Source organism: Enterobacter sp. DNB-S2 (genome assembly GCF_019443845.1).
GTDB lineage: Bacteria > Pseudomonadota > Gammaproteobacteria > Enterobacterales > Enterobacteriaceae > Enterobacter > Enterobacter asburiae_B.
Genome location: NZ_CP050520.1, coordinates 4,316,487 through 4,332,154 on the forward strand (window position 1 = coordinate 4,316,487; position 15,668 = coordinate 4,332,154).

Genomic DNA, 15,668 nt, shown 5'->3' on the forward strand with positions numbered 1-15,668 from the left:
AAGAGATGACCCGGGCGCACAGCGCCCGGGCATAAATAATAAAGCCGTATTTTTTTAATAGGGACATGACATGGGAATGAAGATGCCTCACTGGTGGCTCTCGTGCTGCCTGATATCTGTGCCCGCTCTTTGCGCGAACCCGGCGGCAATCATCAATACCGGACAGCTTCGCGAAACGCAGGAACTCCCCTCGCTCAATGGCCGCGTCGCACCTGCGGCTGGCAAAGCCGCCCCCGGTTCGCTGCAGCTTGGCGATGCCGTCAACCGCGCCGTCACCTGGCACCCGGCCATCAGCGAAGCCGTGGGGAAACTCTACCAGCAGAGCGAAGAGGTGGACGTCGCTAAATCAAAATACTATCCGCAGATTAATGCCGGCGTGGACAACGGTTATTCCCATGACGGCGACCAGAACGGCTTTACGCCGTCGCTGGTGCTTTCTCTGTCACAAATGCTCTACGACTTTGGCAAAGTGGACAGCCAGGTGCGGGCCGAGAGCGCGGGCGTTGCCCAGCAGCAGGCCAACGTGCTGGTGAGTATCGACACTATTGCCCACGATACCGCCATCGCCATGGTGCAGGTGCAAACCTTGCAGCAGATGGTCGACACCGCTAAAGAACAGCTCGACGCTCTCTCCTCGATTGGCACGCTGACCCGCCAGCGTAACGACGAAGGGGCCACGTCGCTCTCTGACGTGGTGCAGACCGATGCCCGTATCGAAGGCGCGCGCGCCCAGCTGATGCAGTACCAGGCCAGCCTGGACAGCGCCCGCGCCACGCTGATGAGCTTTCTCGGCTGGAACAGCCTGAACGCCATCAGCAATGACTTTCCGCAAAAGCTGGGCCGGAGCTGCGACATCGCCGAGCCGGATGACCGTCTGGTGCCCGCGGTGCTTGCCGCCTGGGCGCAGGCTAACGTCGCCCAGGCTAACCTCGACTACGCCGACGCGCAGATGACGCCAACCGTCTCGCTGGAGCCGGAGGTGCGTCACTATATGAACGATCGCTACGCGGGGAGCGAAACCCGGGATCGCACCCAGTATTCCGCATGGGTGAAAGTGCAGATGCCGCTCTACCAGGGCGGCGGCCTCACCGCCCGGCGTAACGCTGCCGGACACGCGGTGGAGGCGGCGCAGTCCACCGTTCAGCGCACGCGCCTTGATGTCCGCCAGAAACTGCTGGAAGCCCGCAGCCAGGTGATGAGCCTGCAAAGCACGCTGCAAATCCAGGGTCGCCAGGAAGCCCTCAGCGCCCGCACCCGCGAACTGTACCAGCAGCAGTATCTCGATCTCGGCTCGCGCCCGCTCCTCGACGTGCTCAACGCCGAGCAGGAGGTCTACCAGGCGCGCTTCACCCAGCAGCAGACCCTCGGTCAGCTGCACCAGCTGCAGCTCAACTGCCTGTATAACACCGGGCAGCTGCGTCACGCGTTCGATCTTGATAACCGCACCATCCAGACCGTGGAGATCCAGCCATGAAGCAACGCGAAATCCCGCAGGGCGAAACGATGACGGATGAGGCGCTGGCGCAATGGGCGCAGGCCTTTGGCTTTGTCGCCACGCGCTACCGCGTGGCCTGCTCGCCCGGCGCGCTGATCGCAGGCGCACCGTGGCTGAAAGGCAAACCGATGGTGCCCGCCCTCACCCAGCTGGCCCGCGAAGCGGGGCTGTCGTTTCAGCTCCTTACCGACGATCGGCAGGCGATCAACAGCTGGCGTCTGCCGGTGGTGGTGGCGATGAATGACGGCAGGATCGGCGTGATCGAGCATTTCGACGGGGACGATACGCTGGAGGTCAGCTTTTTCGACGATGAGACCTACACCAACCGGCTGTCGATGACGGCGATGCTGCCCGCTATCCGCCACGTCATTGCCCTGCGTCCACTCGCCGCGCTGAAGGACAGCCGCGTGGATGCCTATATCTCAAAATACCGTCCGGACTGGCTCTACCGGCTGGTGATGCGCGACCTGCGCCCCTACAGCTGGGTCATGCTGGCCGCCCTCTTTATCAACGTGCTGTCGCTCTCCGGGATCGTCTTTTCCATGCAGGTCTATGACCGGGTGATCCCCGCGCAGTCCTACCCGACGCTTTACGTCCTGACCATCGGGGTGCTGATTGCCACCCTGTTTGGCTTTGTGCTGCGCGTGGCGCGCGGGCACATTATGGATCTGCTCGGCAAGCGCTCGGACATGCGCGTTTCGGATCGCGTCTTCGGCCACGCGCTGCGGCTGCGCAACAGCGCGATCCCCCGCTCCACCGGCAGCTTTATCTCTCAGCTGCGCGAGCTGGAGCAGATCCGTGAGATGGTCACCTCGTCCACCATTTCGACCATTGTCGACCTGCCGTTCTTTCTCCTGTTCGTGGTGGTGCTGGCGATCATCGCCCCGCAGCTGGCGTGGATCGCCCCGGTCGCGGCGGTGATCATGGTCCTGCCCGGCCTGCTGCTGCAGAAGAAGCTGGCGGAGCTGGCAAAGCAGTCGGCTCATGAATCGACCCTGCGCAACGCGGTGCTGGTGGAGAGCGTGCAGGGGCTGGAGGACATCAAGCTGATGCAGGCGGAAAACCGCTTTTTGCAGCAGTGGAACAGCTATATCCAGATCACCGCAGAATCCGGCCTGCGCACCCGCGAGCTGACGCAGAACCTGATTAGCTGGGGGATGACCATTCAGAGCCTGGTCTACGCCGGGGTGATTGTGGTCGGCGCCCCGATGGTGATCGACGGCACCCTGACCACCGGTTCGGTGGTCGCCGCGTCGATGCTGGCCTCCCGCATGATCGCCCCGATGGCGACGCTGTGCGGCGTGCTGGCGCGCTGGCAGCAGGTCAAAGCGGCAAAAGAAGGGCTGGACAGCATCATGCAGCTTCCCACCGAAAATCAGCGCGAGGAGACGCCGATCCGCCAGGACGTGCTGCGCGGTCATTACCTCTTCGAGCAGGCGCAGTTCCGCTATCAGCCGGACGATCCGCGCATGGCGCTGCGCATTAACCGGCTGGAGATCATGCCGGGAGAAAAAGTGGCGATCCTTGGGCGCAACGGCGCGGGCAAATCGACCCTGCTGCAGGCCATGGCGGGCGGGATGGATCTGGCGGCCGGCGAGCTGCGGCTTGATAACTTCAGCCTGCCGCATCTCGACGTCGCCGACGTCCGGCGCAACGTCGGCTTTATGACCCAGAACGCCCGTCTGTTTTACGGCACCCTGCGCGAAAACATCACCCTCGGCATGCCGCGCGCCACCGACGAAGAGATTTTCGAGGCGCTGGAGCTGACCGGCGCGGCAGGCTTCGTGCAGAAGCTGCCCAAGGGGCTGGACTACCCGATCACGGAAAACGGCGTGGGATTATCCGGCGGGCAACGCCAGTCGATTCTGCTGGCGCGAATGCTGCTGCGCGATCCGAATATTGTGCTGATGGATGAACCCACCGCCTCGCTGGACGAGCACACCGAGCGGGAATTCATCCAGCGTCTGGGCGACTGGCTCGGGCATCGCACCCTGATTGTCGCCACGCATCGCGTACCGGTGCTGGAACTGGTGGAGCGCGTCGTGGTGTTAAAAGAGGGGATGCTGGTGATGGATGCGCCAAAAGCCCAGGCGCTGAACAACAGCCGTATGCAGCAGCAACAGCAGCAGGCAGCAACCGGACGGGAGTGGAAAAATGAAAATCAGTCAGCGTGACGTGGCGGCAATGGACGATCTGGATAACGCCCTCGACTCCGAAAGCGGCTATACCGGCGCGCGTCGGATCGTGATCTTCTCGCTGCTGATGTTTGTGGTGCTGGGCGTCTGGGCGTGGTTTGGCGTGCTGGATGAGGTATCAACCGGCTCGGGTAAAGTGATCCCCAGCTCGCGCGAGCAGGTCTTACAGTCTCTCGACGGCGGGATCCTCACCGAGCTGAACGTCCACGAGGGCGATCAGGTGCAGGCCGGGCAGGTGCTGGCGCGGCTCGATCCAACGCGTTCCGAATCGAACGTCGGCGAAAGCGCGGCGCGCTACCGGGCCTCACTGGCCTCCAGCGCCCGCCTGTACGCCGAGGTGAACGATCTCCCGCTGAAGTTCCCCCCTTCGCTGGCAAAGTGGCCGGATCTGATTGCTGACGAAACGCGCCTCTACAACTCCCGCCGCGCGCAGCTGGAGGATACCCAACGGGAGCTGCGCGCCGCGTTAGATCTCGCCAACAAGGAGCTGGCCATCACCCAGCGGCTGGTCAAAACCGGCGCCGCCAGCCACGTGGAGGTACTGCGCCTGCAGCGGCAGAAAAGCGATCTGGAGCTGAAGCTCACCGACGTACGCTCGCAGTATTACGTTCAGGCGCGCGAGGCGTTATCCAAGGCCAACGCCGAGGTGGATATGGTTTCGGCGATCCTCAAAGGCCGCCAGGATTCCGTCACCCGTCTGACGGTAAAATCCCCGGTGCGCGGGATCGTGAAAAACATTAAGGTCACCACCATCGGCGGCGTGATCCCGCCCAACGGCGAGCTGATGGAGATTGTGCCGGTGGACGATCACCTGCTGATCGAAACCCGCCTGTCGCCGCGCGATATCGCCTTTATCCACCCGAACCAGGAGGCGCTGGTTAAAATCACCGCCTACGATTACGCCATTTACGGCGGCCTGCACGGGGTCGTCGAAACGATCTCTCCGGACACCATCCAGGACGAGGCCAAGCCGGAGGTGTTCTATTACCGGGTGTTTATCCGCACCAGCCAGGATTACCTGGTGAATAAGGCGGGCAGGCACTTCTCGATTGTGCCGGGGATGATTGCGACGGTGGACATTAAGACCGGCGAGAAAACGGTGCTGGATTATCTGATCAAGCCGTTTAACCGGGCGAAAGAGGCGCTGAGGGAGCGATAGTCAATCGCCGGGTGGCGGCTCCGCCTTACCCGGCCTACATACCCGGAGGCCCTTGCAAGCGCAGCGCCGCCGGGTATTTAACCGCACGTCAGAACTGGAACCTACCTCGAAATATTAATCTTTAGTCATGCATCCCACTTCCCTTCAGCCATCGCCAAGGTAATATTAACCGCAGACAAAAACGCACTTGCGCACTGTGCAGGAGTGCATTACTATTCAATCAGCTTCAAGGACTGGAGCTCAGCACCATTATGATTAGTTATTTTCGGGATCAATGGCTTGAGGATTTTTTTCTTTACGGCAGATCGAGCAATGTTATTCCTGCAAATCTGGAAACAGCGCTTGCGAGAAAGCTCGATATCATCAGGGCAGCAACCTCGCACAGGGATTTGCGATCGCCACCGGGCAATATGTATGAAGCATTGAATCCTCCACTGAAGGGATATTCCTCAATCCGGGTAAACAGGCAATACAGGCTCGTATTTCGCTGGACAGAGGGTAAAGCAGAAGATCTCTACCTCTCTCCACACAAGTACACGCAACACAAGTGAGGCATCACCTATGACACTTCAACAGGCACTCCGCAAACCCACCACGCCGGGCGACGTGTTGCAGTATGAGTATCTTGAACCGCTCAATCTGAAAATCAGCGATCTGGCGGAGATGCTCAATGTTCACCGCAACACCATCAGCGCGCTGGTCAATAACAATCGCAAGCTGACTGCCGATATGGCGATCAAACTGGCAAAAGCCTTTGATACCACGATTGAATTTTGGCTTAACTTACAGCTGAACGTCGATATCTGGGAAGCGCAATCCAACCCCAGGACGCAGGAGGAGCTAAGCCGTATAAAGACCGTTGCGGACGTCATGGCTAAGCGAAAATCTGGCCAGCCGGATGTAGCCTGATTCGGTAAACACTTCACCTATCAATACTTTTTCAGGAAGAAATCATGCGCCAACGAACCATTGTCTGCCCCATCATCCAGAATGACGGTGCCTACCTCCTGTGTAAAATGGCCGACGATCGCGGCGTGTTCCCCGGCCAGTGGGCTCTCTCCGGCGGTGGAATGGAGCCGGGCGAAACCATGGAACAGGCGTTGCGCCGTGAGATCCGCGAAGAGCTGGGCGAAGCGCTGGAGATTGTCTCGGTTACGCCATGGGCTTTTCGCGATGACATCAGGGTGAAAACCTACGCCGATGGCACCACTGAGGAGATTTACATGATCTATCTGATCTTCGACTGCATCAGCGCCAACCGGGAAGTCACGTTTAATGAAGAGTTTCAGGAGATCGCCTGGGTTAATCCGGAGTCGTTAAAAGAGCTGGATCTCAACGCAGCCACGCGCATTACCTTCGCCCAAAAGGGCCTTCTTTAATCGCCCACTGCCCCGGCGTTTTACCGGTCCATGCTCTGAAAACCTCAATAAATGCGCTGACGCTGCTGTAGCCGCAGGACAGCGCAATCCACCCTACCGGCTTCCCCGCCGCCAGCCACTCCATTGCCCGCATGACGCGAGCCAGCTGCCGCCAGTTAACAAAGTTCATTCCGGTCTGGGCGCTAAACCGACGGTTGAACGTACGCACGCTCATCCCAGCATGAATAGCATGGCTCTCGACCGTCTGGTTATCATCGACACACTGCAGCAAATGGCTGACCACGTTCTTCAGACGCGGATCCGTCGGCACGGGCAGAGAAAAGCGAGCCTGGGGCGTCAGGGCAAGCTCATCCAGCAGCAAAGTAAGCTTTCGCGGATCGTACTCGCTCTCTGCATCGCATAAACGGGAAAACAGTGCATGGGTGAGATCGTCGGGCTCGAACAGCGCGGGCGCATCGGGAAGCATTGCGCACACGGCGGGGTCAAGAAAGATAGCGCAGCCTTCTACCGCACTTTCGGAAAAAGCGGCGTGCTGCCGATCCGGAGGGATCCAGCCGATGTGTTTTGCCGGTACGACCGATCTCGCCTGCTGCGTCTCAATGACCAGCAGCCCCGCTGCAATGCGCCACAGCTGGCCGGTGCGATGACTGTGCCAGGGCGTTCGGTACCCGCCGGGATGAAGGAGCGTTTCAACACTGACCATATCATTTTGACCGAAAATCGTTATTCTTCGGCGTATTAGAGAAACTGCGACTTCTGCTGTCAAGGATAATGGTGATTCAACCACATAAGGAGCCCGCATGAGCATTATCACGTCCCTGATATCCCACGCCGACAACGCCGCGCAGCGCGAAAAGATGGCCTGCCTGTTAACCCGCTTATTCAACGGCGATATCGATCCGGCAGAGGTATTTACGCCCGATTACCAGCAGTTTACGGACGGTCACGCGCTTGACTACCGGGGTTTTGTCCAGCATCTGAGCCACGTCAGCTCACAAATCCGCGCAATCGCCTTTACCGTGGTGGAGATAGCCTGTCATGACGAACTTCTGGCTGACCGGCATATTGTGACGGTCACCTTTCCTGATGGTCGTCAGGCAGAGATCGAGGTTTACCTGTTTGCCGCGCTGCGTAAAGGGAAAATCTGGCGGATCCATGAAGTCACGCGAGCACTCAGCGGCGATGCTGCAGATCGCACGCTGGCACACGCGACAGAATAACCTTACTCCGCCGGGCGCGGTGCGGCGCTGTTATACACCCCAACGTAACGCGCAAATTTCCCGAGAAACACGCCGGCAAACACGCCGCCGGAGACGATCGCCAGCGCGCTCATGGCGGGCTGCTGCATCGTCTGGGGAGAGACCGCGCTCATCACGCCCAGCACATACTTGACGCCGAACGCCAGCATCATAAACGGCAGCGCGGTGTAGTCTGCCTGGCGGTAAAGGGTGCGCGGCGCATCTGCGCGGGTGATAACCGCCTGCTTAATCAGGATATACCCCAGCGCGGCCCCGGCGAGGATCCCCGCCGTCCACAATGCGACAGTTCCGGGCGTCAGGGTGCGGTAGACCACCAGATCGTAGATATCCCAGATTAGAAATATTGCCGGAATGATGGCAAGCCTCTCCAGCGTAACGGTGGCAGGCCTGCGGGCTTTAATGCCGCGAGAGATAAGGAAGATAAACAGCACCCACACCCAGGCGGGCGTGTGCGTAACGACACCGAACAGAAATTCAAACATGGAGATCTCCATGGACGATCGCGGCCCGTGCCGCCTGAACGCGTATTGCGCATAACGGCAGGAAAACCATTATGCGCAGGTCTTTTACAGCGATTTTTTCAGGCGTTGAACCGCTTCCTTCAGCTCTTCATCCGTTGGCGTGACAAACGACATACGCAGCGTAGAATGGTCTGGCTCATTGCAGTAGAAAAATTCGCCCGGCACAAATACTACGCCGTTACTTAACGTTTTTTCCAGCCAGCGGGTGGTATTACTACCATTTTTCATATTCGCCCACAGGAACATGCCGCCCTTCGGCTTGTGGAACGACATCACATCGCCCAGCTCGGCCTCCAGCTCGGTTGCGAACGTCTGGTATTTCTGGCGATAGGCTTCGCGGATCGTTTTAATCTGAGCGGGCAGACGACCGGTTTTCAGGTATTCATACGTCATCAGCTGCGACAGCGTGCTGGTGTGCAGGTCGGTGGTTTGCTTAAGGTTTACTACTGCGCGCTTCAGCCATTCCGGCACCAGCACCCAGCCCACGCGGGTTCCTGGAGCAAGAATTTTGGAGAAGGTTGAGGTATACACCACGTTCTCTTCGTTGCCGATATCTTTGGCATGGGCAATTAACGGGCGGAAAACTTCATCGGTATAATTAATTTCGCTGTACGGATCGTCTTCAATAATGACGAAGTCATAGCGCTTCGATAATTCCACCAGCTGTTTGCGACGCGCCTCAGAAAGGGTTACCCCGCCAGGGTTGCCAAACGTCGGAACAATATAGACCGCTTTGATGGTTTTATTTGCCGCCAGCGCTTCAAGCTCGTCGACCTTCATTCCGTCGCCGTCGGTGCCAACGGATTCAAAATTCGCCTGCGCCAGGCCAAATACCTGCAGCGCAGCAAGATAGGTTGGACGCTCAACCACAACGGTATCGCCCGGGTTAATTAATGCACGCGCCAGCACGTCGAGGGACTGCTGTGAACCGGAGGTCACGAGCACATCATCCGCCTTGCAGCGGATCCCGCGCCCTTCGCAGATGCGCTGAATTTCTTCCCGCAGCCCCGGTACGCCTTCGGTCAGACCGTACTGAAAGGCCTCACCAAAATGCTGTGATAATACGGCATCAGCGGCAATTTTCAGCCCTTCGTGATCGAACAAGGCCGGGTTAGGAATCCCCCCACCCAGCGAAATGACGCCGGCCATTTTGCTATGTTTTAACAATTCACGGATGGCAGATGATTGCAGGCCCTGCGCGCTGCTGGCGAGTTTATTCACAGACATTCTTTGCATACCTTCTTTTTTTATAGTGTGCCCAATCTTAGCAGAATATGGGCGATAAATTCCGTTAGCTTAGGGAGAGGTCGTAAATCCTGACGCCACAGCAAATGCACGGGTCTCGGCGCCGGAATATACGCCTCCAGCACCCGCACCAGCCTGCCGCTTTCCAGATCTTCCGCCACCAGAACCTCCGGCTGCAGCAGCAGTCCCGCCCCGGCTCTCGCGGCCATCCGCAGCCCGTAGCCGTCGTTGCATCTTAAGACCGCATCCCGCTTCCAGCGCACTTCGCCCTCGACGCCCGGCAGCCGCCACTCGTTGCGCGCGGTCCACACGCTGTGGGACAGGCAGAGATGATCCACCAGATCGGCAGGGGTTTGCGGCGTACCGTAGCGCGCAAGATAGTCCGGCGCGGCGCAGATCACCATCCGGTAAGGGCAGAGGTATTTCGCCACCAGATCGTCGTTGTGAATGTCGCCAATACGAATGGCCAGATCGATACCCTCCTCCACCAGATCCACCATCCGGTTGGTGAGATCCAGCTCGATGCGCACTTCCGGGTAGCGTTGTAAAAAAGAGGCCGTAAGCGGCGCGATCGCGCTGCCGCCAAACGAGGTGGGTGCGGTCACGCGCAGGGTGCCGGACGGCACGGCGCGCAGGCGTTCCACGGCGCTTTCGGCGATCGCGACCTGCTCCAGCACCCGCTTCGCCTCGTCGAAATAGACCCGCCCGGCGTCGGTCAGGCTCTGGCGCCGCGTGTTACGCTCCAGCAGGCGGGTACCGAGCTGTGATTCCAGCAGCGCAACGTATTTCCCCACCATTACCGCCGACATCTCCAGCCGTGCCGCCGCACCGGTAAAGCTGCCGCTTTCAACCACGGCAATAAAGGTCTCCATGCTGCGAAGCTTATCCATATTACAAACTCCTGGTTAGCAATCTTCTAACTTTAGCCCAGTTTATCTCCATTTTTATTTATTAAAGAATGGGGGCTCACAACATAAGGAGTCAGCTATGAAAATCGTCATTATTGGTGCCAGCGGTACGGTTGGTCGTGCGGTAACGGAAGAGCTGAGTCGTCGCCACGAGGTCATCCGCGTCGGCCGCACTCAGGGCGACGAGCAGGTGGATATCACCTCGCAGGCGAGCGTCCAGGCGCTGTTTGAGAAAATCGGCCCGGTGGATGCGATTGTCTCCGCCAGCGGTGGCCTTTACTTTGGCCCGCTCGCGACCATGAAGGACAGCGACTTCAACCAGGGCCTGCAGGACAAGCTGCTCGGGCAGGTGCGCCTGGCGCTGACCGGCCAGCATTATCTGAACGAAGGCGGCTCGATTACGCTGATAAGCGGCATCGTGGCGCACGAGCCGATTGCGCAGGGCGTGAATGCCACCACGGTGAATGCGGCGCTGGAAGGGTTTGTCCGCGCCGCAGCCTGCGAGCTGCCGCGCGGGATCCGCATCAACCTGATTAGCCCGACGGTACTCACCGAATCCGTCGAAACGTACGACGGCTTCTTCCCGGGCTTTGAGAGCGTTCCCGCCGCAACCGTGGCGCAGGCCTATCGCCGCAGCGTGGAAGGCGTGCAGAGCGGGCGGGTGTATAAGGTGGGTTACTGAGCCTTACGGGCGGCGATCAGCACCAGCATCGGGCGCTCCGCCTCTTCGGCCAGCGCGGGCCAGGCGTCAATCTGCGCCTGCGCTGGCCCCCACTCGTTGACGTCGCTTATCGTTAATCCGGCCCCGATCAGCGCGTTAAGCGTGGTGCCGAGCGTGCGGTGGTATTTAACCACCCCGTCCGCCAGCCAGTTGCTGACGCGTTTGCCTTCATCCTGATAATGGTTCACGCCCCAGAACCGCTCGCCGTTATCGTCGGTCAGCCAGCCCTGACGGGTGGCGCAGGTGTAGATCGGGTGCTCCATTGAGAACACCAGGCTGCCGCCGGGCTTGAGCGCGCGCTGAACCCTGGCGAATAGCGTATCCAGTTCCGGCAGGTAGTGCAGCGCCAGCGAGCTATAGACCAGATCGAGGCTGTTCTCGTTGAGCTTAAGAGATTCCAGATCGCTACGCTGATAGTGAATCTGTGGGTCAGCGGTAAGCTCCGCCGCGCGGGCGAGCATCTTTTCTGAGATATCGACCCCAGTGACGTCAGCAGCGCCCAGCTCGCGGGCCGCGCGGCAGAACCAGCCGTAGCCGCAGCCGAGATCGATAACCGATTTGCCGGTTAAATCCGGCAGCATGCCTTTTAGCGCGGGCCACTCCGGCGCGCCGTCCAGACCCTGCACCGAGCGTGGAAGCCGGGCGTAGCCTTCAAAAAACGCCGGATTGTCGTAGATATTTTGTGCCATGGCAGATCCCTCTTTAAGAATATGCATAGCAGTATACTGCATTGTCGGGTGGCGGCTTCGCCTTACCCGACCTACGGAAGTGCGGCCTGATGCCCTCACCCCAACCCTCTCCCACAGGGAGAGGGAGAAATGCACCTCACCCCAACCCTCTCCTACAGGGAGAGGGAGAAATGCACGTCAACCCACCGAGCCCCAGACAAGGTTGCCCTTATGGAACGTCGCGGTGCGAGGTGAAATGCGCGCCACGGCCTCGGCGGAGCAGGAGGCATCCACCAGCACAAAGCTGGCGTCGTCCTGCGCTTTCGGCCACACGCGCTCGCCTTTGTCGTTCAGCGGCAGCACGTCGCCGGTGGCAATACCGAGCGCGCGCGAGAGCGTCTGCTCGTTCGGGCGGATGTAGAGCTGAGCGTATAGATTCGCCTTCTCCAGCATGTCCCCCAGACCGTACGGCGACCAGTGGTCGATGACGCTGTCGGTCCCCGTCATCACGAACACGCCCTTCTCGCGCAGCTGCTTCAGCGGCATATGCAGGGTGCCAATCGGCACGGTGGAGGCGATGGTCACCCGCTGCGCCGCCATGCGGGTGGCGATCTCATCCACCTGCTGCTCGTTGAGCGTCGCCAGCGCAAAGGCGTGGCTGATGGTCAGCTTGCCCTTCAGCTCCGGCGTTTTCTCCACGGTCTCGACCATGTAATTCACCGCCGCCACGCCCGCCGGGCTGGTTTCGTGCAGGTGGATATCCACCCCTTTGTCGTAGTCCAGCGCAATCTGGAACATGGCGTCGAGGGATTTCTCCATCGCGCCGTCGACGTTGGTAGGATCCAGCCCGCCCACGTAGTGCGCTCCGGCCTGCATCGCCTCGCGCATCAGTTTTTCTGAGTTTGACAGCAGCAGCCCGTGCTGCGGAAAAGCGACGATTTCGCAGTCAAAGCCGGGCTTACGGCGCGATAAAACCGCCTGCAGGTTTTCCAGATTCTTCAGGCCGGAGGTCGGCTCGATATTGCAGTGGCTGCGGGCGATGGTGGAGCCTTTCGACTGGATCAGATCGATCAGCTTTTCCGCGCGCTCCTGGGTGTAGGGCTGTAGCTCCGGCAGCAGCTTCTGCTCAAGGCGGATCATGTCCTGAATCGTCGTGCCCGCGGGGCGGTTCAGGGAGCGCCACGGACCGCCGTAAAAGGTTTTATCCAGGTGAATGTGCATGTCGCGCATCGCCGGGAGCATCAGCTTGCCGCCCGCATCGTAGTGCGGCAGCGTGGCGTCGGCGTGGCGCTTGTTATCGCGCAGGGCGACGATCTTCCCGTCTTTAATCTCCAGCGTTTTCAGCTCGGTGCGGGTGCTCGTCGCCACGCCGCCGTCGACGTTAAACCCGGCTTCGAGCAGCACGTTGTCCAGATAGTAATGTTTCGCGGTGATGCTCATCGGTTTGCCCGTCTCGCAGGTTGGCTTCGCGGAGTCAGCAGCATACGCGACGGATCCGGTGGCGCCAAACAGCGCGCAGGCGGTGACCATTTTGCCGCTGTGGCTGATAAATTCGCGGCGGCTTTTGTTTTCACTCATCTTATCTTCCTTCATTAACAATATGGGTGCCGGTTTCCCCGCGCAGCGCCGCGGGCAGGCTGTCCGGCGAGGTGATAATCACGCGCCTGCCGCCGTGGTGTAAAAATTCCAGCGAGGCGACGATTTTGGGGAGCATGCTGCCCGCCGGGAAGTGGCCCTCTTCCCTGTAGCGCGTCATCTGCGCCACGCTGACGGTGTCCAGCGCCTGCTGGTTCGGCTTGCCGAAGTTGATGCACACCTTCTCCACGCCGGTGGTGATCGCCAGCACGTCGGCACCGATCTCGCGTGCCAGCAGCGCGGTAGAGAGATCTTTATCAATCACCGCATCGACGCTCTGGTAGTCGCCCTGCTCGCTGCGAATCACGGGTATTCCGCCGCCGCCCGCGCCGATCACCACAAAGCCTTTTTGCGTCAGCGTTTTGATGGCGTCGGCCTCAACGATGCGCAGCGGCTGCGGTGAGGCCACCACGCGACGGTAGCCACGGCCTGAATCCTCGACAAAATGCCAGTCCGGGTGTGCCTGCTGCAGCTCGTCGCGCTGCGCCTCGGTGAAGAACGCACCGATAGGTTTGGTAGGGTGAGTAAAGCCCGGATCGTTTTTATCCACCTCCACCTGCGTGACGACCGTGACCGCTTTTTGCTCCCCGCGCGCGGCCAGGCGATTGTTGAGCGCCTGCTGGATCAGGTAGCCAATCCCGCCCTGGGTGTCCGCCACGCAGTTTGCCAGCGGGGTTAGCGGCAGCCCTTCCCGCTCGTGGGCGATTTCGGCGCGGCGCAGATCCAGCCCCACCTGGGGGCCGTTGCCGTGGGTGAGCACGATGTCATAGTCGGATGCCAGCATTTCCAGCACCGACTCTGCCACCGCTTTCACCGCCTGCGCCTGGTGTTCAATCGACTGGCTGGCGTTGTCTTTGATAATGCTGTTGCCGCCGATGGCGACGACCATAAGCTCTTTCATTTTGTGTCCTTTAGAAGGTGCGTTCTGGTGCCCTCACCCCGGCCCTCTCCCACAGGGAAAGGGGGAGTAACAGAGATATCCAGCACATGCTTCACCACAAACATGCCGCCCATCATCAGATACGCGGTGACGAACATCAGCGAACTGCCCTCGGCAAAGCCCACCACCGGGGCATGGATCACGCCAAACAGCGCCAGCAGCGCCCCGACGGCGGCCGCAACGGCTCCGCGCAGCGGCTTGTTGATGATGGCGAAAATGGCGATACAGCCCCACAGCATGCTGGCGAGCGGCGCGCCGTTGCCGAGATGCACCAGGCCTTCGTAGTAAATTCCTTTGCTGTGCAGCACGTCGGTGCCGATCTTCGCCGCGCTGGTGCCCGCCGCCCCCATCACGCTGTTCATCATGGTCAGCGCCCAGTTGGCGATCCACGGGAACAGGCAGATGAAGATCACCGGCACCTCCACTTTGGGCGTTTCCCTCACCACCTGGTTGGCGGTGACGACGCCGATAAACACCAGAATCGGCACGATGGCGGTCATCGGAATAATGGCGAGCATAAATGCCCCCAGCCCGAACAGCGGCACGATGAACATGGTCACGCCGGAGGCCAGCGTATAGCCGATGCTCGCGCCCATCGCTTTCCAGCCAGGGTGGCCAACGTAGACCGTCACCGGGAACGGGTTCCCCATCAGGCAGCCGAGCATCGACGCCAGACCGTTCGCCAGCATCACCTTACGCGTCGGGTACGCATCTCCCGCCGCGTGGGCGCTTTCGATGTTCTCCAGGTCAAAGATGTAGTTCGCCAGCCCCAGCGGCACGGCAGAGGCCAGATACGGCAGCGCGTGCGGCAGGCCCTGCATGAAGCTGTCCACGTGCACTTCCGGCGGGTTAAAGCCGAAGGATGACATGGACGCTTTAATCGCTTCCGGGCTTTGCAGGCCGGAGATCCACGCCAGTGCCGTACCGGCAATCAACAGCAGCAGACCGGTCGGGATACGGGCGAAAATCGGCTTTTTACCGAACCAGTTGATGAAGATCAGCAGCAGCACGATAAACGACACGGTCGGCGCTTCGAACGCCTGCAGCATCGGGTTCATCGCCAGCAGCAGCAGGCCCAAACCGGAGAGGCACGACAGCAGCACGGTACGCGGGATCATCTTGCGGATGGTTTCCCCCAGGAACGAACCGCCCGCGAGGATCATCGCCTCCACGAAGCACCACACCAGGCCAATCTGGATCGCGAAGTCCGCATCGCCGGTCTGCTGATAAACCGGCATCAGCACCAGGAAAGTCACGGTAAAAATCGACGGCGCGCTCGGGCCGGACGGCAGCGCGGTCACATCCTTACGCCCGGTGGCGCGCGCCATCTGCATGCCGAACCAGGCGTAGCAAATACTCGCGACCAGCACCGCCAGCCCGAAGGCCGGCGCGATGCGTCCATAAACAATCTCCTTCGGGATGCCGACGACAAAAATGAGCAGCCCCATCATGGTCAGCAAATTGGTCAGGTTATTGGTCATCAACCCGAAATACGCCGCCCAGTCACCTCTTTTCCACTCCAGCTTCATGTTTTTCATGGATG

16 protein-coding genes are annotated in these 15,668 nt (G+C 60.1%); 8 read left to right on the top strand and 8 right to left on the bottom strand.

Annotated elements, in window-relative coordinates; genetic code table 11:
- Positions 1-70 precede the first annotated feature (70 nt).
- The 6 genes from HB664_RS20790 to nudI all read left to right on the top strand — a co-directional run bounded on the left by HB664_RS20790 (position 71) and on the right by nudI (position 6,228).
- A complete protein-coding gene (locus HB664_RS20790; RefSeq protein ID WP_219940152.1) occupies positions 71-1,474 on the top strand; it encodes a TolC family outer membrane protein in 1,404 nt (467 codons plus the stop codon).
- Positions 1,471-3,669, top strand: a complete 2,199-nt coding sequence (locus HB664_RS20795) for a type I secretion system permease/ATPase (protein WP_219940153.1) — start codon at positions 1,471-1,473, stop codon at positions 3,667-3,669. Before HB664_RS20790 ends, HB664_RS20795 begins: the two co-directional genes overlap by 4 nt.
- 10 nt (positions 3,670-3,679) lie before the next feature.
- Positions 3,680-4,849, top strand: coding sequence for an HlyD family efflux transporter periplasmic adaptor subunit (locus tag HB664_RS20800; RefSeq protein WP_086374946.1), 1,170 nt, complete (start codon positions 3,680-3,682; stop codon positions 4,847-4,849).
- 251 nt (positions 4,850-5,100) lie between these two features.
- On the top strand, positions 5,101-5,400 hold the full coding sequence (locus tag HB664_RS20805) for a type II toxin-antitoxin system RelE/ParE family toxin (RefSeq protein ID WP_033146338.1): 300 nt from the start codon (positions 5,101-5,103) through the stop codon (positions 5,398-5,400).
- 10 nt (positions 5,401-5,410) lie between these two features.
- Positions 5,411-5,758, top strand: a complete 348-nt coding sequence (locus HB664_RS20810; protein ID WP_033146339.1) for a HigA family addiction module antitoxin — start codon at positions 5,411-5,413, stop codon at positions 5,756-5,758.
- A 44-nt stretch (positions 5,759-5,802) separates the two neighbouring features.
- Positions 5,803-6,228 carry a nucleoside triphosphatase NudI gene (gene nudI / locus HB664_RS20815; RefSeq protein ID WP_033146340.1) on the top strand — a complete coding sequence of 142 codons (426 nt, stop codon included), beginning with the start codon at positions 5,803-5,805 and terminating at the stop codon, positions 6,226-6,228.
- Here the strand turns inward: nudI and HB664_RS20820 are convergent.
- Positions 6,200-6,931: an AraC family transcriptional regulator gene (locus tag HB664_RS20820; RefSeq protein WP_219940154.1), complete on the bottom strand. Its 732-nt coding sequence runs from the start codon at positions 6,929-6,931 to the stop codon at positions 6,200-6,202. The genes nudI and HB664_RS20820 overlap by 29 nt on opposite strands.
- A 97-nt stretch (positions 6,932-7,028) precedes the next feature.
- On the opposite strand from HB664_RS20820, the gene HB664_RS20825 reads away from it, so the two are divergent.
- The gene (locus HB664_RS20825; protein ID WP_219940155.1) at positions 7,029-7,448 is read left to right on the top strand and encodes a nuclear transport factor 2 family protein; all 420 of its coding nucleotides are present in this window, start codon (positions 7,029-7,031) and stop codon (positions 7,446-7,448) included.
- Between the two features lie 2 nt (positions 7,449-7,450).
- On the opposite strand, the gene HB664_RS20830 is transcribed toward HB664_RS20825, so the two are convergent.
- The 3 genes from HB664_RS20830 to HB664_RS20840 form a co-directional block, all read right to left on the bottom strand.
- Positions 7,451-7,969, bottom strand: a complete 519-nt coding sequence (locus HB664_RS20830) for a DUF6622 family protein (protein ID WP_069303206.1) — start codon at positions 7,967-7,969, stop codon at positions 7,451-7,453.
- An 84-nt stretch (positions 7,970-8,053) separates the two neighbouring features.
- Positions 8,054-9,235, bottom strand: coding sequence for a PLP-dependent aminotransferase family protein (locus HB664_RS20835; RefSeq protein WP_219940156.1), 1,182 nt, complete (start codon positions 9,233-9,235; stop codon positions 8,054-8,056).
- 20 nt (positions 9,236-9,255) lie between these two features.
- A complete protein-coding gene (locus tag HB664_RS20840) occupies positions 9,256-10,143 on the bottom strand; it encodes a LysR family transcriptional regulator (RefSeq protein ID WP_039263431.1) in 888 nt (295 codons plus the stop codon).
- A 97-nt stretch (positions 10,144-10,240) separates the two neighbouring features.
- On the opposite strand from HB664_RS20840, the gene HB664_RS20845 reads away from it, so the two are divergent.
- Positions 10,241-10,843: a short chain dehydrogenase gene (locus HB664_RS20845; protein ID WP_023308908.1), complete on the top strand. Its 603-nt coding sequence runs from the start codon at positions 10,241-10,243 to the stop codon at positions 10,841-10,843.
- Here HB664_RS20845 and HB664_RS20850 read toward each other — a convergent pair.
- The 4 genes from HB664_RS20850 to HB664_RS20865 form a co-directional block, all read right to left on the bottom strand.
- A complete protein-coding gene (locus HB664_RS20850; RefSeq protein WP_219940157.1) occupies positions 10,837-11,571 on the bottom strand; it encodes a bifunctional 2-polyprenyl-6-hydroxyphenol methylase/3-demethylubiquinol 3-O-methyltransferase UbiG in 735 nt (244 codons plus the stop codon). The genes HB664_RS20845 and HB664_RS20850 overlap by 7 nt on opposite strands.
- A 177-nt stretch (positions 11,572-11,748) precedes the next feature.
- Complete coding sequence (locus tag HB664_RS20855) at positions 11,749-13,128, bottom strand: amidohydrolase family protein (protein ID WP_219940158.1); 1,380 nt, start codon at positions 13,126-13,128, stop codon at positions 11,749-11,751.
- 1 nt (position 13,129) lies between these two features.
- Positions 13,130-14,086: a carbamate kinase family protein gene (locus HB664_RS20860; protein WP_047059377.1), complete on the bottom strand. Its 957-nt coding sequence runs from the start codon at positions 14,084-14,086 to the stop codon at positions 13,130-13,132.
- A complete protein-coding gene (locus tag HB664_RS20865; RefSeq protein WP_196355025.1) occupies positions 14,083-15,663 on the bottom strand; it encodes a xanthine permease in 1,581 nt (526 codons plus the stop codon). Before HB664_RS20865 ends, HB664_RS20860 begins: the two co-directional genes overlap by 4 nt.
- Positions 15,664-15,668: the final 5 nt, after the last annotated feature.